An 18,495-nucleotide genomic window follows, 5' to 3' on the forward strand; every position below is an offset into this window, starting at 1 on the left:
GGCACAATTCAGCGCGGCGGAGCGACGATCGCCGCGGACTCGGGCGGAAGCGCGATGGTCCGCGCCATCATCCGACCGGGTGCCGTCTCCAACAGGATCCGCGAATCGGGGCCGAGTTCGAACTCCACCTCTTCAGGGGTGAGGTTCACGAGCACCGCGAGGTCGCCCCGCTCGATGCGGTAGGCCCGGTGCTCCGGTGCGCCGTCGAGGTGCGTGACAGAGACGACGTTGTGCGACATCTCGGAGTCGGTGAGCTCAGGCACCTCTCGCCGCAGAGCGATCAGGCGTCGATACAGATCGAGCATCCGGGCATGCTGCGGCGATCCGACCTCATTCCAGTCCAGCCGCGATCGCTCGAAGGTCGCAGGGTCCTGCGGGTCGGGCACTGCGGACGGGTCCCATCCCATCCGCGCGAACTCCGCGATACGCCCCACCGCCGTGGCTCGCGCGAGCTCGGGCTCCTTGTGAGACGTGAAGAACTGCCAGGGAGTCGAGGCTCCCCATTCCTCGCCCATGAAGAGCATCGGGGTTCCGGGAGCGGTCAGCGTCAGCACTGCGGCGACCGCGAGGCGATCTGACGACAGCGACGCGGTCAGCCGGTCTCCGGCCGCGCGGTTGCCGATCTGGTCGTGGTCCTGCGCGAACGTGACCAGACGCCAGGCGGGAACACTCGAAGGCAGCGGAGCGCCGTGCGTTCGTCCGCGGAACGACGAATACGTGCCGTCGTGGAAGAACCCGCCCTGCGTCACCTTCGCGACAGCCTCGGGCGCCGCGAAGTCGGCGTAATATCCATCCGTCTCCCCGGTGAGCGCGACGTGCACCGCGTGATGCCAGTCATCGGACCACTGCGCGGTGAGCCCGTACCCGCCGGCCTCGCGGGGCAGGACCATGACGGGGTCGTTGAGATCGGATTCGGCGATCAGGCTCAGGGGGCGGTCGAGCTCGCGCGACAGCTCATCGACGCGTGCGGACATCTCGTGCAGAAGATGCGGTGTGCTCTCGTCATGCAGGGCGTGCACGGCGTCGAGACGCAGACCGTCGACATGGAAGTCGCGCAGCCACATCAGGGCGTTCTCCAGGATGTACTCGCGCACAGCGGCCTCGTCGAGGTTCACCGAGTCGCCCCACGCGGTGTGCTCGCCCTCGCGCAGGTAGGGGCCGAACTCGGGCAGGTAGTTGCCGCTCGGGCCGAGGTGGTTGTAGACCACGTCCTGGATCACCGCGAGACCGCGGGAATGGGCGGCATCGACGAACCGCTGGTAGGCGGCCGGCCCCCCGTACCCCTCGTGCACGGCGTACCAGAGCACACCGTCGTACCCCCAGTTCCAGTCACCGCTGAACGCGTTGACCGGAAGAAGCTCGATATGGGTGATGCCGAGGTCGACGAGGTGATCGAGACGGCCGATGAGCGAGTCGAGCGTGCCGTCCGGTGTGAAGGTGCCGACGTGCAGCTCGTAGATCACTCCGCCGTCGAGCGGCTTCCCTCGCCAGTCCGTGTCGCTCCACTCGAAACGGGCGGGGTCGAACAGCGCTGAAGGACCGTGCACGCCCCGCGGCTGTCTGCGTGAGCGGGGGTCGGGGCGCAGTGCGGTGCTGTCGTCGAGGAGGAAGCCGTAGCGCTCGCCCTCGGCCATCGCCACGTCGGTGCGCCACCACCCGGACCCGTCATCCGCGGGGTCGAGGTCGTGTTCCGAGATCGTCGTGCCGGCAGGGGTCAGGCGTCGCAGTCGCACGCTGTCGGCGCGCGGAGCCCACACCGAGATCATCGTTCATCCACCAGAAGCGCCACGGGATACGTGTCGAGCAGGTCGGCGAGGCGGATCGGTCCGCGGTCGAAGCGGCGACCCGTGATCGCGTCGGTCGTGGGCAGCTCTTGGCGCAGCAGCACAGTGTCACCCCACCCGCCGCGACGCGTGAGCCCGATCGGCAGACGCGTGGCGACCGCGAGCACTCCGCCCCGGTCCATGGCGACCGCATGATCCGATGCGTCGCCGGCGACGACGGCGGGGCGATACCGGTAGAACAGCTCCGGGTTGTCCCGCCGCAGACGCAGCGTGCGCGCGGTGACGAGCATCTTCGCGAGACCGGAGTCGTCGACAGGAGGGAGGACGCCGCGGGCGACGTTGTCGTCGAGCTGCCCGAGCATCGCCGCACGCGCGGCGAAGTCCACCGGCCTCCGGTTGTCGGGGTCGACGAGAGAGTGATCCCACAGCTCGGTGCCCTGATAGACGTCCGGCACGCCGGGGGCAGCGAGCTGCAGGAGCTTCGCGGACAGCGAATTCTCCCGGCCGTGGTCGACGATCTCGCTCACGAACCCCTCGAGGATGGTGCGGGCCCGCCCGTTCGCGGCCTCCGCGATCGTCTCGACACCCTTCTCGAACTCGAGATCCGGATGCTGCCATCCGGTCGCCTCTGCGGCTTCCCGCGCCGCTTTCAGGCCGTAGGCGAGCAGTCGCTCCGAAGAGATCGGCCAGGCGCCGACGGCCGCCTGCCAGAGCAGCGAGTCGAGGGGGCCGTGTCCGGTCGAGGCGACGGCCCGGAGTTCGCTCAGGGCCTCAGCCCAGCGATCCGGAATCTCGGCGAGCACCGAGAGGCGTGCGCGGACGTCCTCTGATCGCTTCGTGTCGTGGGTCGACAGCGCCGTGAGCGAGTGCGGCCACGATGCGAGTCGTGCCCGCTGCGCGTCGTGGAACTCTTCGACCGAGACCGAGTCGATCGACGGATCGCCACCGACCTCGGTGAGCGTTCCGAGACGGGTGTGGCGGTAGAACGCGGTGTCCTCCACGCCCTTGGCCATCACGGCTCCGGTCACCTGCGGGAAGCGCTGCGAGACCTCGAGCGAGGTGTCGAGCAGCAGCGGCGTCAGCTCGGCGATCGATGCCGCGAGGTCGGGGCGTCGACGCGAGGCGTCCTCGACCGCGTGCTCGAGGTGCTCGCGCCCCGCCGGCAGGTACGACCGGTAGACGGGGAAGCTCGCCACGATCTCGGCCAGCGCGTCTTCCGCGCCGACCACACCGAACGGCAGCGCCCGCACCAGGCGGCGCACCTCGGACTGCAGCAGCTCATCCGCGATCATCCGCTTGGTCGTGTGGATCAGGTCGTGCCAGGGTTCCGCCGGGGGCAGGCCGGTCTCCGAGCGCAACTGCGCATCGAGCCGATCGAGGGCCGCGATTCCGTCGCCGTCGATCAGGACGCGGTCGATCTCGCCCATCGCGTCGTATCCGGTCGTGCCGTCCGTGCGCCACCACGAGGGCAGCTGCTCGCCCGGTTCGAGGATCTTCTCGACGACGGTGTACGCGCCGCCCGTGATGTCTGCGAGCCGCTCGAGGTAGCCGCCGGGGTCTGTCAGGCCGTCGGGGTGGTCGACGCGCAGGCCGTCGGCCAGCCCGTCCGTGATCCACCGGGCGATCTCTTCGTGCGACTCGTCGAACACATCGGGGATCTCGACGCGGATGCCGGCGAGCTCCGATACGGCGAAGAAGCGGCGGTAGTCGAGGTCGGTGTTCTGATCCTCCCAGAACCGCAGCTCGTAATGCTGGGCATCCAGAAGGCCGGGCAGGTCGTCCGCGAACTCGCCCGAGCCCGGTGCCAACGGCAGCACATGGTCGAAATACGACAGCGTTCCGTCGGGGGCATCGTCGGCGGGAGTGGTGTCGACGACGATGTCACCTGCTTCGAGGACCTCTGAGAGCGACGAGCCCAGGATCGGCAGTCGCACCCGCCCCTCCGACAGCCGTCGGTCGACGTCGAACGCCACCGCGTGCCGTGATGCGCGTCCGAGCCTCAGCAGATCCCACCACCAGATGTTGGCGCGGGGGATCGCCACGCCGACGTGGTTGGGCACGATGTCGACGAGGATGCCGAGTCCGGCTGCGCGGGCGGCGGCGGCGAATCGCTTCAGGCCCTCCGGGCCGCCGCGGTCGTCATCCACGCGGGAGTGGTCGACGACGTCGTACCCGTGGTCCGATCCCGGCACGGCGGCGAGGAGCGGTGACAGGTAGGCCCACGACGCCCCGAGATCGGCCAGATACCTCGTGACCGATGCCGCGTCGTCGAGTGTGAAGCCGGAGCGGATCTGCAGCCGATAGGTCGAGAGCGGGCGATGCGTCATCGAGGCAGCTCCGGGGTGGGAGCCGGTGACGGGGCCTCGGACTGCTCGGTCTGAATGCGCAGCGACGCTTCCACGGAGTTGTCCGTCGACACCACCGTGCGGTCGACATCGCGCAGCACGATCAGCGAGTGCGCCTCGAGCGAGACCGAGGCACCCGGGTCCAGCGATGCGCCGTCTGCTCGCTCGCCGGCGGTGTCAATCATGACCTCCCACGCATGTCCGTGCCGCTCGTCGGGAAGCGCGACCTCGACGGCATCCGTCCCGCTGTTGAAGTACACGAGGAAGTTCTGGTCGGTGACGGGCCGACCGCGCCGGTCCTTCTCGCGGATGCCCTGACCGTTGAGGAAGACTCCGATCGCGAGACCGAAGCCGGAATCCCAGTCCTCCGGCTCCATACGGCGGCCGTCCGGACGAAGCCAGACGACGTCCGGAACGCGCTCGCCGTCCTCCGACCGCACCGGACGACCGTCGAAGAAGCGGCTGCGCCGGAACGTCGGATGGTCGCGGCGAAGCCGTGCCACCGCTGCCGTGAACTCCACGAGCGGCAGGTCGGCTGATTCCCAGTCGACCCAGGTGAGCTCGTTGTCCTGCGCGTAGCCGTTGTTGTTGCCGTTCTGGGTGCGGCCGAGCTCGTCGCCGTGCGCGATCATCGGCACCCCCTGCGACAGCAGCAGGGTGGCGAGGAAGTTGCGCTGCTGCCGGGCGCGGATGCGGTTGATCCCCTCGTCATCTGTGGGGCCTTCCGCGCCATGGTTGTCGGAGCGGTTGTGCGATTCGCCGTCGGCGTTGTCCTCGTCGTTGGCCTCGTTGTGCTTCTCGTTGTAGGAGACGAGGTCGCGGAGCGTGAAGCCGTCGTGAGCGGTCACGAAGTTGATCGACGCGACAGGGCGGCGACCGGAGTGCTCGTAGAGGTCGGCCGAGCCGGTGAGGCGCGACGCGAATTCGCCGAGCGCCTGAGGCTCACCGCGCCAGAAATCGCGCACCGTGTCTCGATACTTGCCGTTCCACTCGGTCCACTGCGGCGGGAAGTTGCCTACCTGGTATCCGCCGGGACCGACGTCCCACGGCTCGGCGATGAGCTTCACCTGAGAGACGATCGGATCCTGCTGCACGAGCTCGAAGAAGGCCGCGAGCCGGTCGACGTCGTAGAACTCGCGCGCGAGAGTCGAGGCGAGGTCGAACCGGAAGCCGTCGACGTGCATCTCGGTGACCCAGTACCGCAGCGAGTCCATGATCAGCTGCAGGGCGTGCGGGTTGCCGGCATTGAGGCTGTTTCCCGTGCCGGTGTAGTCGGTGTAGTAGCGGCGATCCTCTTCGAGGCGGTAGTACGCCTCGTTGTCGATGCCCCGCATCGAGAGCATCGGCCCCATGTGGTTGCCCTCGGCGGTGTGGTTGTAGACCACGTCGAGGATGACCTCGATGCCCGCCGCGTGCAGCGCGCGCACCATGGCCTTGAACTCCTGCACCTGCTGACCGTGCTGCCCGCTCGACGAGTAGTCGTTGTGCGGTGCGAAGAAGGCGAGGGTGTTGTAGCCCCAGTAGTTGGTGAGGCCCTTCTCCTCGAGGGTCGAGTCGTAGACGAACTGGTGCACCGGCATCAGCTCGATCGCGGTGATGCCGAGGTGCACGAGATGATCGATCACCGAGGGGTGACCGATCGCCGCATACGTGCCGCGCAGCTCCTCGGGGATATCGGGGTGCAGCTCCGTGAGTCCCTTGACGTGCGCCTCGTAGATCACGGTCTGCGCGTAGGGGGTCTTCGGAAGCCGGTCACCCGCCCACTCGAAGAACGGGTTCACGACCACGCCCTTCACCATCGTCGCGCCGGAGTCCTCGTCGTTGCGGGAATCAGGATCGCCGAAGTCGTAGCCGAACAGGGGCTGCCCCCACTCGACCCGACCCGCGACCGACTTCGCATAGGGGTCGAGGAGGAGCTTGTTCGGATTGAAGCGCTTTCCCTGGGCGGGGTCGTAGGTGCCGTGCACCCGGTATCCGTACAGCTGTCCCGGCTGGACGGAGGGCAGGTAGCCGTGCCATACGTACGCGTCGACCTCTTCGAGCGGCACGCGCTCTTCGGAGCCGTCGTCGTCGAACAGGCACAGCTCGACACTCTCGGCGCCCTCGCTGAACAGGGCGAAGTTGGTGCCCTGACCGTCGAAGGTCGCGCCGAGCGGGTAAGGGGAACCGGGCCAGATGTCGCGGCTCACTGAGCGCGCCGCTTCGAGACGGCGCGGTGCAGGACAGTCCGCACAGCGTCGTGGAAGTCGTGCACCTGAGCGATCTCGTCGGCGTGGTGATACGGGTGGCCCACGTAGCAGACGAAGACCGGATGCACGTGCTCGACGTATCCCACGGGGCCTTCGTGGAGCACGACGTACCGATCGAGATCGACACGTTCGTAGAGGGGCTCGGCCGACGTGGAGGCTGTCATGGGAGCCTGGCCGTCCGCGGGCTTGTGGTCATGCGCGGTATGGGTCTTCGCAGTCATGAGGGCTCCTGTTCTGTTGATGGGCTCCACGCTAAGAGATTCGAGTTCACAGCGGAATACCATTGCCTCCGCGGGATGAACGCGCTATGTCGTGAGACGCATGTCGGGGCAGTGCAATCACCCCGCGGTCACCTGCGAGAATGGAAGCCCCGCGCCGATTCCGAACCGAGGAGCACCCGTGCAGTACATCTCCACCCGAGGCGGCATGCAGCCGCTGCCGTACTGCGAGACACTGCTCGAGGGGCTCGCGACCGACGGCGGGCTCGCCGTGCCCGAGACCATGCCGACGGTCGACGGCGAGACGCTCGAGCGCTGGCGGGCGCTGACCTACCCGCAGCTCGCGACCGAGGTGCTCGGGCTGTTCGCGACGGACATCCCCCGAGCAGATCTCGCGCGCATGACCGCCGCGGCCTACGACCAGTTCCCCGAAGAGGTCGTGCCGCTGCGCTCGATCGATGACGACCTCACTCTGGTGGGTCTCTCGGAGGGACCCACGCTGGCGTTCAAGGACATGGCCATGCAGTTCCTCGGCCAGGTCGTCGAGTACGCCCTGGAGCGCAAGGGCTCGGTGCTGAACATCCTCGGCGCGACCTCCGGAGACACGGGATCGGCTGCCGAGCACGCTCTGCGCGGCAAGGATCGCATCTCGGTCTTCATGCTGTCGCCGAAGGGACGCATGAGCGCCTTCCAGCGTGCGCAGATGTTCTCGCTCGCAGACGAGAACATCCACAACATCGTCGTCGACGGCGTGTTCGACGACTGCCAGAACCTCGTCAAGTCGCTCGCCGGTGACCTCGACTTCAAGCGCGCCCAGCACCTCGGCGCGGTCAACTCGATCAACCTCGCCCGCATCACCGCTCAGGTCGTCTACTACTTCTGGGCATGGCTGCGCGCGACGGATGCCGGTGGGTGGACCGAGGTGTCGTTCACCGTGCCGTCCGGAAACTTCGGCAACATCCTCTCGGGGTTCTTCGCGAAGCAGATGGGGCTGCCGATCCGCCGCCTCGTGCTCGCTGCCAATGAGAACAACGTGCTGGACGAGTTCTTCCGCACCGGTGTCTACCGTCCTCGCAGCGCGGCGCAGACGCTCGCCACCTCGAGCCCGTCGATGGACATCTCGAAGGCCTCGAACCTCGAGCGCTTCATCTTCGAGCTCGTCGGGCGTGATGCGACCCGCGTGGTGAAGGCCTGGCAGGATCTCGACACCCAGGGCTTCTTCGATTTCACCGCCGATCTCGCTCGTTTCGTCGACGAGTTCGGCATCGTCAGCGGCACCTCGACGCACGCCGACAGGCTCGAGACGATCAAGTCGGTCTACGAGTCGACGGGCGACATCATCGACCCGCACACCGCAGACGGGGTCAAGGTCGCCCGCGAGAATGTCGAACCGGGCGTGCCGATGCTCGTACTCGAGACCGCGAAGCCGCAGAAGTTCGCCGAGACGATCCGCGAGGCGATCGGTGTCGAGCTCGAGTACTCGTCAGAGCTGCGCACCATGCTCGACGCTCCGCAGCGCAAGACAGAGATGGCAGACGACGAGCACGAGCTTCGCGCGTTCATCGCCGCCAAGGCCCTGCGCTGAGCGGGCGCTGACTCCGCTCGGGCTCACCCGACGCACCGGACCCTCTCCTGCTGACACACGCAGGGGAGGGTCTTCGCAGTCAGGGTGTCGGTCGCGTGCGGCTCATTCGGGATCGCCGTGCAGCATCCACGGCACCCCGAACCGATCGACGAGCATCCCGAAACTGCCGCCCCATGGCGGAGTGTCGAGCGGCATGACGATCGCCGCCCCGTCGGAGAGGGCGTCCCAGACCTGCTGGGTCCTCTCCTGCGAGTTGCCGCTGAGCGAGACGGAGAACCCCTGCGGCGGCTCGAACGGAATGCCGTCGGGCGTGTCTGATGCCATGAGCACCAGGCCGTCGGGCGTGGTGAGCTGCGCGTGCATCACGAGGTGCTCCTGATCGGGGTTCTGCACCATGTCGGGGAACTCGCCGAACACGTTGATGTCGAGGTCGCCGCCGAGGATGCCCTGGTAGAACTCCATCGCCTGCCGCGCTTCGGTGCGGAACGAGAGATACGGATTGAGATTGGCCACGACTGCCCCCAGCGATGTCAGGCGGGGCCGTCATCGGCCCTGCTGCGGCTCATTCTGCGCCGGGGGGCGGACATCCGCAAGGGCTCGATCAGGGCTCAGGCGGGGAGGGCCTTCACGGCTGCTGTCAGCACCTGAGGGACCGTGGGCACACCCTCCGCTCGGAACACCTCCGTGCCCGTGGCATCGCGGATGATGACGGTCGGGGTGAAACGGATGTCGAGCGCCTCCGCTGCATCCGGCTCCGCTGCGACGTCGATCTCGGTGACTGTCGCATCGGGAAGGTAGCGCACCGCATCCGACACGACCGCGCGGGTTCGCGAGCAGGCTCCGCAGAACGCAGAGGTGACCAGCGTCAGTTCCATCGGTTTCCTCTCGGCTCTCGATGTGCAACCCGGCACCGGTCCGCCGTGTTCCCGGATCGACGTCAGAACTCGGTGCGCTTGACGAGGCCGCGGTTCGTGCGGATGTGCTCGTAATCCCACTGCACGACCCGCGACTCCGACAACCAGACAGCGAGACGGTCGATGTCGATCTCCGAGACGTCGACGAACCTCGCCTCGGCTGCTTCGAATGAACCTGACGCGACGAGACCGGGCTCGGCGAACGACTGGCCGCTCCAGAACATCAGCCGCACGGCATTCTTCAGTCGGTCGTATCCCACGATCGGATTGCCGTCGAGGAACCAGACGGGGTGCGCGTGCCAGACCTTGGCCGTCGCTTCGGGGAGCCCGCGGTCGATCTCATCGGCGAGACGCTCGCAGATCTCACGGTCTTCGGGGGTGAGTCTCTGGTGGTAGTCGTCGATCTCAGGCGCACGGGTCATGGTGCGAGTATGGCCCGCGCGCAGACGTCCGTCGAGAGTCAGGTGCGAGGCGTCGTGGCGCGAGGATGCAGCAAACCCGAAAGCGCACCGAGCACGGCACCGACGAGGGTGTCGACGATGCGTTCCCACGCCACGTCCATCGAACCGATCTCGCCGGTCGCCGCACCCGTCAACAGCAGCACGAGCGGCGTGATGAAGACGAGCGCGAGGGCGTAGTGGCGCACCACGACGAGCTCGATCGTGAACTGCAGAGCACCCAGGAGCAGTGCCAGCCAGAGACCCGAGGGTTGCAGCAGTGCCAGCAGGGCGTAGACGCCAGCGCCCACGACGGTCCCGAGCATGCGGTGCAGGCCGCGCTGCACTGCGGCGCGTCGGGCAGCCGCGACGCCGATCACGGCGACGGCCGATCCGGCTATCCAGTAGGTCCGCGTCGGATCGATCACCAGCCCGAGCAGGACTCCGATGACCGAGACGATCGCGACCCGGATCAGCAGCATCCGCGAATCGGCGGTGAAGTCGGGCCCTGGCAGCAGCTCACGCAGCGGCCGGGCCGAGACCGAACGCGCTCGGGGGAGCAGAAGCGGCGCCATCGCGACCAGGTAGGAGAACACGCACCCGGCCGCGAGCGCGGCGATGTAGACCATCGGCTCGATCGCAGAGCTGACGACCACGTGAGCGGAGAGCCCGAAGACCAGCACGAAGAAGAGGGGCCCGGGCGGGCCGAGCCGGAAGCCGAAGGCCAGAGCGGCGCTGACGATCGCGACCACCACGACTCCGATGCTCACGAGCCAGGCGTTCGCAGACAGGGCGACTCCGAGCGCGGCGCTCGCGATCAGACCCGCGGCGACGAGGGGCAGGATTCTCGCGCGATCGATCACCGGGGAGGTCCCGGCGAAGAGAACCGTGAACGCCCCCGACGCGGCGATGTATCCGAGCGCGGGCTCGCCGATCATGGTCATGACGGCGATCGGCACTGCGATGCCCAGTGCCGCCTGGGTGGCGAGATGCCAGCGCGGACCGCGCTTGGGTGCCAGGGCGAACAGGCTCATCCATCCATTGTCTCGCGGGTGGGAGGCGCTGCGGCCGGCGCTACGATGGCCGACGTGACAGAACCTCGACCGGGAATCGCCGACCGTCTCTCGCAGATGATCCGGCTGCCGACAGTGTCGGCTGAGCTCGAGGAACGCGGATCCGGGCCCTTCGAGGCCTTCGTCTCGTTGATCGCCGAACTCTATCCGCTCGTCCACGAGCACCTCACGCTCGAACGACACACCGATTTCGGGCTGCTCTTCCACTGGTCGGGCAGGGATGCCGGGTCCGACGGGCCGGTCGTGCTGATGGCGCATTACGACGTCGTGCCGGTGGATGAGAGCGATGCGTGGACGCATCCTCCGTTCGAGGGCGTCGTCGCCGACGGGGTGGTCTACGGGCGAGGGGCTCTCGACGACAAGGGGCCGCTGATCGTCGTGCTCGAGGCCGTCGAGAATCTGCTCGCCGAGGGTTTCGTCCCCGGGCGAGACGTCTACCTCTCGTTCGGGGGCAACGAAGAGACCTTCGGCAGAGCGGCCGAGGAGATCGCGCGGGCGCTCCGCGAGCGCGGCATCATCCCGTGGCTGGTGGTCGACGAGGGCGGCGCGGTCGTCGATGCCCCGCTGCCGTTCGTCCCAGGACGAGCGGCCATGATCGGAGTCGGCGAGAAGGGCGTCATGACCCTCACCCTCTCCGCGCGCGGCGAGGGTGGCCACGCATCGGCTCCACCCTCTCGCACGGCAGTCCGGAGGGTGGCGAGGGCCGTGGATCGGCTCGGACCGCGGACGTTCCGCCCACGCCCCTCGAAGGCGATCGGGCGGATGCTGTCGCAGCTCGGCGCTCAGACGCCCGGTCCTGCGCGGCACCTGCTTCGCCTGCTCGGATCCGCCCCCCTCCTGACCGGCCAGCTGTTCGCCGCACTGGGCGGGGAGCCCGCGGCTCTCGTGCGCACGACTGTGGCTCCGACGATGCAGTCGGGCGGCACGGCGGCGAATGTGCTGCCCTCTCAGGCATCGGCGACCGTGAATCTGCGCATCGCTCTGGGTGAGACGACGCAGCAGACCGTGCTGCGGGTGCGCCGCCGCATCCGGGATCCGCTCGTGACGGTCACCGTCGTGGAGGCGAGCGAACCCTCGCCCGAATCCGCGACAGACAACGCCCAGTTCGCGCTGCTCGCGGACGCGCTCGCGGTCTCGCATCCCGGAGTCTCCGCCGTGCCGTACGTGATGATGGCTGCGACGGACTCCCGGCACTTCCATCGCTTCGCGCCCGCCGTCTACCGCTTCGCGCCGCTCGACATGTCGAACGCGCAGCGTGCGTCGATCCACGGGGTCGATGAGAACGTCGAGATCGCCGCGCTGGAGCGTGGGGAGCGGTTCCATCGAGCTCTCCTCGAGCGGCTAGGGTGATCCCACCCCCTCACGGGCGTCTCGGCGCCCGGTTCAGCCCCTTCACCGAGGAGCCGCGATGACGCGCAGCCGAACTCTGGGAACCCTTGCCACGGTCGTCGGTTTCCTCGCTTTCGTCGAGTTCACCAGCGGTGTGCTCCAGGGCTACTACACGCCCATGCTCACCGACATCGCGCGGCATCTGGGCATCCACGACGCCGACGTGAACTGGCTGGAGGGCACGCAGCTCATGCTCTCGGCTCTCGTCGTGCCGGCGTTCGCGAAGCTCGGCGACATGGTCGGGCACAAGCGGATGCTGCTGATCTCGACGGCACTGACCGCCGCGGCGGCGCTCGTCCTGCCGTTCACGGACTCGTTCCCCGTGTTCCTGATCGGCTGGACGCTGATGGGTTTCTACGTCGTCTGGCTGCCGCTCGAGATCGCGCTCATCTGGTCGCGCTCCCGACGCATGGAGGGGCGTTCGTCGATCACGGCGAAGGCCGCCGGGCTCCTGGTCGCGGCGCTCGAAGGCGGTGCGATCATCGGTGCTCTCGTCGGCGGCGCACTGATCGATGTCCTGCCGCTCACGGTCGTGCTCCTCATCCCCGCAGTGCTGATCGTCATCTGCTTCTTCGTGATCCTGTTCGGGGTGAAGGAGTCGCCCGATCCGACCGGCGGCGTGTTCGACACGGTCGGCGTCGTGTTGATCTCGCTCGCTCTGATCTGCTTCACCGGCGGCTTGAGCCTGCTCCGTCTCGAGGGCGGGCTCGTCAACCCCTGGTCGTGGGCGGTCGTCGTACTCGGACTCCTGCTCGTGATCCCGTTCGTGCTCTGGGAGCTGCGCTGCGACGACCCTCTCATCGATGTGCGCATGTTCCGCTCACCGGCGCTCGGCCCCGTCTTCCTCACAGCCGGCCTGTTCGGGGTGAGCGTGCTGGGGGCCCAGGCGCCGCTGTCGACGTTCGCCCGCACCGATCCGGGTGTCTACGGCTATGGGCTCGGAACCACCGGCTTCGCGACGTCGCTGATCATCGGGCTGTACCTGATCGCGATGATCGCCGGCGCTCTGCTGTTCCCGCTCATCGCTCGACTGGTGACGCCGCGGATCACTCTCATGGGTGCGTCTCTGCTCGTCGGCATCGGGTTCCTGCTGTTCCTGCCGTTCCATGAGTCCTATGTGCAGGTGGTGACGAACATGGTCATCGTCGGCCTCGGCTCCGGCGCTCTGGTGGCGGCGCTCCCCGCGGCGGCCGCATCGGCGGCTCCCGCGACGCAGACGGGGGTCGCGACGGGCCTCACGAACTCGGTCAAGACGGTGGGTGGAGCGATCGCCTCGTGCGTCTTCGGCATCGCGCTGCTCAACGGCGTGAGCGGAGCGGTCGAGGGCACCGCAGGGTCGTTCGCCGGCTACATCACGGTGTGGGTGGTCTGCGGCGTGACGGCGCTCGTCGCCGCCGCCATCCTCGTCTTCGTCCCGAAAGAGGCTTTCACCGACAGAACGGATGCCGAAGCCGTCGCCACACCGGCCGTCTGACGTCAGTCGGGGTTCAGGTCGAGGATCCGGGAGATCTCGGGCCAGGCCCGCATACCGAGTTCTGCATCGGCCGACGGTGTGCCACCGCGGGCCATGTTCACGCCGCCGGCCGCGGGGATCTCGCCGGGAAGCAGCAGGCGATGCCCCGCGTCCGGATGCAGCACGACCGTCGTGCGGCTGCCATGGGCCCGACGACGCTCCGCGATCGCGGTCGCGAATGCGGCACTCGGCCAGACTCGGTCGTCGCCTCCGGCGATCAGCAGCAGATCGCCGGAGAGCCGCTCGACAGGAATCGATGCCACCTCGGTGAGTGCCGGGTCGAGGGTCAGGCTCGACGAGTACAGCGAGAGGTACTCGGGCGGGTCGGTGGTCGGGGTCCATGCGGGATCGAACGCGACCGACGGCAGCGCAGAACCGCCCAGGGTCCAGTGAGAAGACCAGCGCCCCTCCGCCAACCCGGACCAGACGACCGACGAGGGGGAGACGGCGATGGTGGCGTCGACCTCGACGGTGGTCGCGGTGACGAGTGCCGCCTCGGCACCGAACGACGTTCCGAAGATCGCCACGCGATCGTGGTCTCGTCGCAGCAGCTCGATCTGATCGATGAACAGTTCGATCGGCACCTCATGGGCCGTCGGTCGCTGGCCGACGCCGCCGAACCACCGGATCGCACGCACGCGCGCACCACGACGGCTGAGGAGATCGGCGCGAGCGGATTCGAGGCGCCCGCTCGAACCGGCGAGCAGCACCACGGCCGTCCCGCAGGGGTGCTCGGGGAGCGCGTCGTACGCGTCATCCGAGACGATGGGTGAAGGCATGTGTCGTGAGCCGGAGTCAGTCGCGGTCGAGCCCGAAGGAGCGCTTGACGACTGCCTGCATGTCGCGGTCGAGTCCGTCGATGCGCGTGTTCACGGTGTCGAAGCGGGCGTTCATCTCTCCACGAAGCCCGCCGATCTGGGCATTCATCTCTCCACGAAGGCCGCCGATCTGGGCGTTCATCTCGTTGCGGAGGCCACCGATCTCGGTGCGGACGACGCGGATGAACAGCGTGGAGACGACGGTCAGCATGCCGAACATGAGCGCGGTGAAACACCCGATCATGGTCCAGATCTGAGGGTCGGTCATGAGGTGCACCATGTCATCCTCGCATCGTTCCACGCCGAACAGGGGAGTCGAGGTCGCTGTATACCGTCATCCCGAGCGGTGGGCGGAACTCGGGTCGTACCCAGGGTGTGCAGGAGGGATGGGCGGTGACTCGCGTCACCGCCCACCCCCTTGCTCAGTCGCCCTTCACGTTGACGAGCTGCCGCAGCGTGTGCCGGATCGAGACCAGGCTCGCGGCATCCGCCATGACCTGATCGATCGGCTTGTACGCCTGCGGAATCTCGTCGATGAAGGCGCTCGTGTCACGGAACTCGATGCCGGTCATCGCCTCGCGCAGCTGCTCGTGAGAGAAGGTCCGGCGAGCCGCCGACCGCGAGTACTCCCGGCCGGCGCCGTGCGGTGAGGAGTTCAGCGACTGCGGGTCGCCGAGCCCTTCGACCACATACGACGCTGTTCCCATCGAGCCCGGGATGAGTCCGGGGCGTCCGGCATCCGCGTGGATCGCGCCCTTCCTCGACACCCACACCCTCTTGCCGTAGTGCTTCTCCGATTCGGTGAAGTTGTGGTGGCAGTTGATGCGCTCCTGCTCGTCGACGGGGGTTCCGAGGAACTCCGACACCTGCCTCGCGACACGGTCCATCATCTCCTCGCGGTTGAGCAGCGCGAAGTGCTGGGCCCACCGCAGCTCCCGGATGTACCGGGTGAACTCCGGGGTGCCCTCGACGAGATAGGCCAGATCGGGGTCGGGCAGCTCGATCCACCACTGCTTCGCCAGCCGCTGCGCGACGGCGATGTGGTGGCCGGCGATCCGGTTGCCGACGCCCCGGGAACCGGAGTGCAGGAAGAGCCACACACGGTCGAGCTCGTCCACCGAGACCTCGATGAAGTGGTTGCCCGAACCGAGGGTGCCGAGCTGGAGCCGCCAGTTCTTGGCATACGTCTCGGGGTCGAGTTCGCTCTTCTCGGCGAGGGCCTCGAGCTCGGCGATGCGAGGCTCGGCGGTCGCGACGATCTTGTTGTTGTACCGGCCGGCCGAGAGCGGGATCGCGCGTTCGATCTGCTCGCGCAGTTCGGCGAGATCGCGGCCGTCGAGATCCGTCTCCGTGAACTGGGTGCGCACGGCGATCATGCCGCAGCCGATATCGACGCCCACGGCGGCCGGGATGATCGCACCGAGCGTCGGGATGACCGACCCGACCGTCGCCCCCTTGCCGAGGTGCGCATCCGGCATCAGCGCCAGGTGCGGATGGATGAACGGCATGCGCGCGGTGGTGTGCGCCTGATCGAGTGTCTTCTCATCGATCATCGACGCCCACGAGAGCAGCCGTGTGGAGAGCCTCTCCATGATTCCTTTCCTTGTGTGATGTTCAGCCACAGGTCGGGAGTCTCGTGAGAAACAGAAATGCCCCGAACCTGACGGTGCGGGGCATGAGAACAGCGGATGCTGTCACACGGCGCGCGCCGGAGGGTACGACTCGTAGCGGTCATTGCGCTTCTGCTGAAGCGGCAAGACCGCGGCGAAGGGGAAGTTCCGCATGGCGGTCATCCGTCGTCTCCTCGGCGTGAATGCTGTGCTCGATCGGCACAGCTTTGCAACACTAGGACGCGACACGCCCGGGAGTCAAGCGGACGCGTGCGGAGGGTTGTGCATGAATTCGACCCGGATGCCGTCGGCATCCTCGACGAAGGAGGCGTAGTAGCGGTCGGTGTACCGCGGGTACTCCTTCGGCTCTCGGACCGCCGTCCATCCGGCGTCGAGCGCCACTGCATGCAGGCGATCCACCTCACCGCGCGAGGGCACGGCGAACGCGATGTGCTGCCAGCCGACGCGACCGTGCCGGTGAGGACCGGAGTCCTCATCCCATGCGTAGAGGATGATCTCCGTCTCGTCGCCGTTGTTCCACGAGATGGAATGGTCGTCCTCGCCGCCGCTCTCGTAGCCGAGCGCGATGAGCACGGGGTGGAACTGGGCCCTGCCCCGTTCGAGGTCGTCGACCGTGATGCCCAGATGATCCAGAAGTGCCATGCGTTCAGTCTTCCAGTCGACGCGCGCGTTGCACTAGTGCGGAGCGTGGTACTCCGCCTCGTCGCGCTTCCAGTAGCCCTTGACCACCGCGTTGGCGGAGTGGATGCCCCAGCGATCGAGCAGCGCACGCCCCGACTTCACGATCGACTGCTCGGCCGCGATGAAGACGAAAGGGTCTTCGCCGATCGACTCGTCAGGGGTGAGCTCGTCGAGGAATGCGATGAGCGCCGACCCGGACGGCGCGTCGCCGCGATGCAACCACTCGACTTCGACGGGCGCCTCGATCTCGATCTCGCGGCCCGCCGAGACCGTCTCGACCACGATTCGCGCGGCGACGCCCGCGGGGATGAGCGACGCGAAGCGCCGGATGGCAGGGATGGCGGTCTCGTCTCCGACGAGCAGCCAGGAGCCGGGGCTGCCGTTCAGCACAGCCGACCCGCGGGGCCCGCCGACACCGATCGATGACCCCAGAGGGGCAGTCGCCGCCCAGGGGGCTGCGACACCCGCGTCTCCGTGCACTGCGAATTCGACGTCGAGCCAGTCCGCTCCCCAGGCGAGGGGCGTGTACTCGCGACTCGGAGCCGCCCGCATCTCCTCGATGGAACCCACGGGGCCCGCGGGGAAGAACAGGCGCATGTGGTCGTCGGATCCGGGGGAGTCGAACCCCTCGAGGTCGCCGCCGGTGAGGCGCACACGCACGAAGTCTGGTGCCAGCCATTCTCGGGCGCTCAGGGTGACCGTGCGGAACCGCAGGTCGAGGCCTCGGCGCTCGATCGAGAAGCCGGATTTCGTATCGCTCATAAAGTAAGGCTAACCTATCTTTCAGGTCGAAGTTAGGCATGCCTAAGTCGATCGTCCTGCGCCGATCGTGCGCGTTTCCACACCGCAGAACAGGAGTCTCTCCATGTCCATGCCCAGAATCCTCAGCGCCACGAGCGTCGGTCTCGTCGGTCTCCTCGCCCTCGCAGGCTGCGCCTCCGGAGCAGAAGCAGAGCCGGCCGAGACCGCGCCCGCCGCCGACTCCGTCACGATCGAGGACAACACCGGATCCCACGAGATCGCCACGCCTCCCGCATCCGTCGTCGCACTGGACAACCGCACCTTCCAGACGCTCTCCGACTGGGGAGTCGAGCTCTCCGCCGGCGCGGTCGCGCTCATGCCCGACACGGTGTCCTACCTCGACGACGACTCGATCGTCGACATCGGCCTGCACAGCGAGCCCGACCTCGAGGCGATCGTCGCCGTCGAACCCGATCTCATCATCAGCGGACAGCGCTTCACGCAGCACAACGAGGCCATCGCCGAGCTGGTACCCGACGCCACGATCATCGATCTCGAGCCTCGCGAGGGCGAGCCCTTCGATGACGAGCTCAAGCGACAGGTGACAGTGCTCGGCGAGATCTTCGGCAAGCAGGACGCGGCAGAGGCGCTGGTCGACGACTTCGACGCGGCGGTCGAGCGGGCGAAGGCCGCCTACGACGACGCCGACACCGTCATGGCGGTGAACACCTCGGGCGGCGAGATCGGATATCTGGCACCGACCGTGGGTCGCTCGCTCGGGCCGATCTACGACATCCTCGGGCTGACCCCGGCGCTCGAGGTGGACGACGCCTCCGACGACCACCAGGGCGACGACATCTCGGTCGAGGCGATCGCCGCCTCGAACCCCGACTGGCTCCTGGTGCTCGACCGCGACGCCGTGTTCGCCGCAGAGACCCCCGACTACGTGCAGGCATCCGAGATCCTGGAGGGTTCCGAAGCACTCGCCGGCGTCACGGCCGTCGCGGATGAGCAGATCGTCTACATGCCCACCGACACCTACCTGAACGAGGGCATCCAGACCTACACGACGTTCCTGAACGACCTCGCCGACGCCCTCGAGGCCGCTCAGAAGTAG

General features: G+C 67.7%; 17 protein-coding genes. 4 read left to right on the top strand and 13 right to left on the bottom strand.

Annotated elements, in window-relative coordinates; all coding sequences use genetic code 11:
• Positions 1 to 8: 8 nt before the first annotated feature.
• Genes treZ through ACZ0AA_RS17385 form a run of 4 tightly spaced genes read right to left on the bottom strand, consistent with a single transcriptional unit; the run spans position 9 to position 6,599 of the window.
• Positions 9 to 1,766 carry a malto-oligosyltrehalose trehalohydrolase gene (gene treZ, locus ACZ0AA_RS17370; protein ID WP_463513694.1) on the bottom strand — a complete coding sequence of 586 codons (1,758 nt, stop codon included), beginning with the start codon at positions 1,764 to 1,766 and terminating at the stop codon, positions 9 to 11.
• Positions 1,763 to 4,111, bottom strand: coding sequence for a malto-oligosyltrehalose synthase (treY, locus tag ACZ0AA_RS17375; RefSeq protein ID WP_463513695.1), 2,349 nt, complete (start codon positions 4,109 to 4,111; stop codon positions 1,763 to 1,765). Before treY ends, treZ begins: the two co-directional genes overlap by 4 nt.
• On the bottom strand, positions 4,108 to 6,318 hold the full coding sequence (gene glgX, locus ACZ0AA_RS17380) for a glycogen debranching protein GlgX (protein WP_463513696.1): 2,211 nt from the start codon (positions 6,316 to 6,318) through the stop codon (positions 4,108 to 4,110). The genes treY and glgX overlap by 4 nt, the downstream gene beginning before the upstream one ends.
• The gene (locus tag ACZ0AA_RS17385) at positions 6,315 to 6,599 is read right to left on the bottom strand and encodes a hypothetical protein (protein ID WP_463513697.1); all 285 of its coding nucleotides are present in this window, start codon (positions 6,597 to 6,599) and stop codon (positions 6,315 to 6,317) included. The genes glgX and ACZ0AA_RS17385 overlap by 4 nt, the downstream gene beginning before the upstream one ends.
• Positions 6,600 to 6,777: 178 nt before the next feature.
• On the opposite strand from ACZ0AA_RS17385, the gene thrC reads away from it, so the two are divergent.
• Entirely contained in the window at positions 6,778 to 8,181 is a 1,404-nt protein-coding gene (gene thrC, locus ACZ0AA_RS17390) for a threonine synthase (protein WP_400862108.1), read from the top strand.
• Positions 8,182 to 8,283: 102 nt separating this feature from the next.
• Here thrC and ACZ0AA_RS17395 read toward each other — a convergent pair whose 3' ends face one another.
• The 4 genes from ACZ0AA_RS17395 to ACZ0AA_RS17410 all read right to left on the bottom strand — a co-directional run bounded on the left by ACZ0AA_RS17395 (position 8,284) and on the right by ACZ0AA_RS17410 (position 10,566).
• Complete coding sequence (locus ACZ0AA_RS17395) at positions 8,284 to 8,694, bottom strand: VOC family protein (protein WP_463513698.1); 411 nt, start codon at positions 8,692 to 8,694, stop codon at positions 8,284 to 8,286.
• Positions 8,695 to 8,789: 95 nt separating this feature from the next.
• Positions 8,790 to 9,056 carry a thioredoxin domain-containing protein gene (locus ACZ0AA_RS17400; RefSeq protein WP_463513699.1) on the bottom strand — a complete coding sequence of 89 codons (267 nt, stop codon included), beginning with the start codon at positions 9,054 to 9,056 and terminating at the stop codon, positions 8,790 to 8,792.
• Between the two features lie 62 nt (positions 9,057 to 9,118).
• Positions 9,119 to 9,517, bottom strand: a complete 399-nt coding sequence (locus ACZ0AA_RS17405; RefSeq protein ID WP_463513700.1) for a DUF1801 domain-containing protein — start codon at positions 9,515 to 9,517, stop codon at positions 9,119 to 9,121.
• A gap of 38 nt (positions 9,518 to 9,555) precedes the next feature.
• Positions 9,556 to 10,566, bottom strand: a complete 1,011-nt coding sequence (locus ACZ0AA_RS17410; protein ID WP_463513701.1) for an FUSC family protein — start codon at positions 10,564 to 10,566, stop codon at positions 9,556 to 9,558.
• Between the two features lie 45 nt (positions 10,567 to 10,611).
• Between ACZ0AA_RS17410 and ACZ0AA_RS17415 the strand changes: the two genes are divergently transcribed.
• Positions 10,612 to 11,955 carry a M20/M25/M40 family metallo-hydrolase gene (locus tag ACZ0AA_RS17415; protein ID WP_463513702.1) on the top strand — a complete coding sequence of 448 codons (1,344 nt, stop codon included), beginning with the start codon at positions 10,612 to 10,614 and terminating at the stop codon, positions 11,953 to 11,955.
• Between the two features lie 58 nt (positions 11,956 to 12,013).
• On the top strand, positions 12,014 to 13,468 hold the full coding sequence (locus ACZ0AA_RS17420; protein ID WP_463513703.1) for an MFS transporter: 1,455 nt from the start codon (positions 12,014 to 12,016) through the stop codon (positions 13,466 to 13,468).
• A gap of 2 nt (positions 13,469 to 13,470) precedes the next feature.
• Here ACZ0AA_RS17420 and ACZ0AA_RS17425 read toward each other — a convergent pair whose 3' ends face one another.
• The 5 genes from ACZ0AA_RS17425 to ACZ0AA_RS17445 all read right to left on the bottom strand — a co-directional run bounded on the left by ACZ0AA_RS17425 (position 13,471) and on the right by ACZ0AA_RS17445 (position 17,399).
• On the bottom strand, positions 13,471 to 14,286 hold the full coding sequence (locus tag ACZ0AA_RS17425) for an acyl-CoA thioester hydrolase/BAAT C-terminal domain-containing protein (protein WP_463513704.1): 816 nt from the start codon (positions 14,284 to 14,286) through the stop codon (positions 13,471 to 13,473).
• 16 nt (positions 14,287 to 14,302) lie between these two features.
• Complete coding sequence (locus ACZ0AA_RS17430) at positions 14,303 to 14,593, bottom strand: hypothetical protein (RefSeq protein ID WP_400862097.1); 291 nt, start codon at positions 14,591 to 14,593, stop codon at positions 14,303 to 14,305.
• Positions 14,594 to 14,747: 154 nt separating this feature from the next.
• Positions 14,748 to 15,917, bottom strand: coding sequence for an RtcB family protein (locus ACZ0AA_RS17435; protein WP_463513705.1), 1,170 nt, complete (start codon positions 15,915 to 15,917; stop codon positions 14,748 to 14,750).
• Positions 15,918 to 16,193: 276 nt separating this feature from the next.
• On the bottom strand, positions 16,194 to 16,598 hold the full coding sequence (locus tag ACZ0AA_RS17440; protein ID WP_463513706.1) for a VOC family protein: 405 nt from the start codon (positions 16,596 to 16,598) through the stop codon (positions 16,194 to 16,196).
• Between the two features lie 33 nt (positions 16,599 to 16,631).
• Positions 16,632 to 17,399: a siderophore-interacting protein gene (locus ACZ0AA_RS17445; RefSeq protein ID WP_463513707.1), complete on the bottom strand. Its 768-nt coding sequence runs from the start codon at positions 17,397 to 17,399 to the stop codon at positions 16,632 to 16,634.
• A 103-nt stretch (positions 17,400 to 17,502) separates the two neighbouring features.
• On the opposite strand from ACZ0AA_RS17445, the gene ACZ0AA_RS17450 reads away from it, so the two are divergent.
• Positions 17,503 to 18,495, top strand: a complete 993-nt coding sequence (locus ACZ0AA_RS17450; RefSeq protein WP_463513708.1) for a siderophore ABC transporter substrate-binding protein — start codon at positions 17,503 to 17,505, stop codon at positions 18,493 to 18,495.

It is taken from the genome of Microbacterium sp. AC035, assembly GCF_979258485.1.

Bases quoted from the DNA above. Each gene is read 5' to 3' on its own strand.
- treZ (WP_463513694.1), bottom strand. From the start codon at position 1,766: ATGATCTCGGTGTGGGCTCCGCGCGCCGACAGCGTGCGACTGCGACGC.
- treY (WP_463513695.1), bottom strand. From the start codon at position 4,111: ATGACGCATCGCCCGCTCTCGACCTATCGGCTGCAGATCCGCTCCGGC.
- ACZ0AA_RS17385 (WP_463513697.1), bottom strand. From the start codon at position 6,599: ATGACTGCGAAGACCCATACCGCGCATGACCACAAGCCCGCGGACGGC.
- ACZ0AA_RS17400 (WP_463513699.1), bottom strand. From the start codon at position 9,056: ATGGAACTGACGCTGGTCACCTCTGCGTTCTGCGGAGCCTGCTCGCGA.
- ACZ0AA_RS17405 (WP_463513700.1), bottom strand. From the start codon at position 9,517: ATGACCCGTGCGCCTGAGATCGACGACTACCACCAGAGACTCACCCCC.
- ACZ0AA_RS17410 (WP_463513701.1), bottom strand. From the start codon at position 10,566: ATGAGCCTGTTCGCCCTGGCACCCAAGCGCGGTCCGCGCTGGCATCTC.
- ACZ0AA_RS17415 (WP_463513702.1), top strand. From the start codon at position 10,612: ATGGCCGACGTGACAGAACCTCGACCGGGAATCGCCGACCGTCTCTCG.
- ACZ0AA_RS17420 (WP_463513703.1), top strand. From the start codon at position 12,014: ATGACGCGCAGCCGAACTCTGGGAACCCTTGCCACGGTCGTCGGTTTC.
- ACZ0AA_RS17425 (WP_463513704.1), bottom strand. From the start codon at position 14,286: ATGCCTTCACCCATCGTCTCGGATGACGCGTACGACGCGCTCCCCGAG.
- ACZ0AA_RS17430 (WP_400862097.1), bottom strand. From the start codon at position 14,593: ATGACCGACCCTCAGATCTGGACCATGATCGGGTGTTTCACCGCGCTC.
- ACZ0AA_RS17435 (WP_463513705.1), bottom strand. From the start codon at position 15,917: ATGGAGAGGCTCTCCACACGGCTGCTCTCGTGGGCGTCGATGATCGAT.
- ACZ0AA_RS17440 (WP_463513706.1), bottom strand. From the start codon at position 16,598: ATGGCACTTCTGGATCATCTGGGCATCACGGTCGACGACCTCGAACGG.
- ACZ0AA_RS17445 (WP_463513707.1), bottom strand. From the start codon at position 17,399: ATGAGCGATACGAAATCCGGCTTCTCGATCGAGCGCCGAGGCCTCGAC.
- ACZ0AA_RS17450 (WP_463513708.1), top strand. From the start codon at position 17,503: ATGTCCATGCCCAGAATCCTCAGCGCCACGAGCGTCGGTCTCGTCGGT.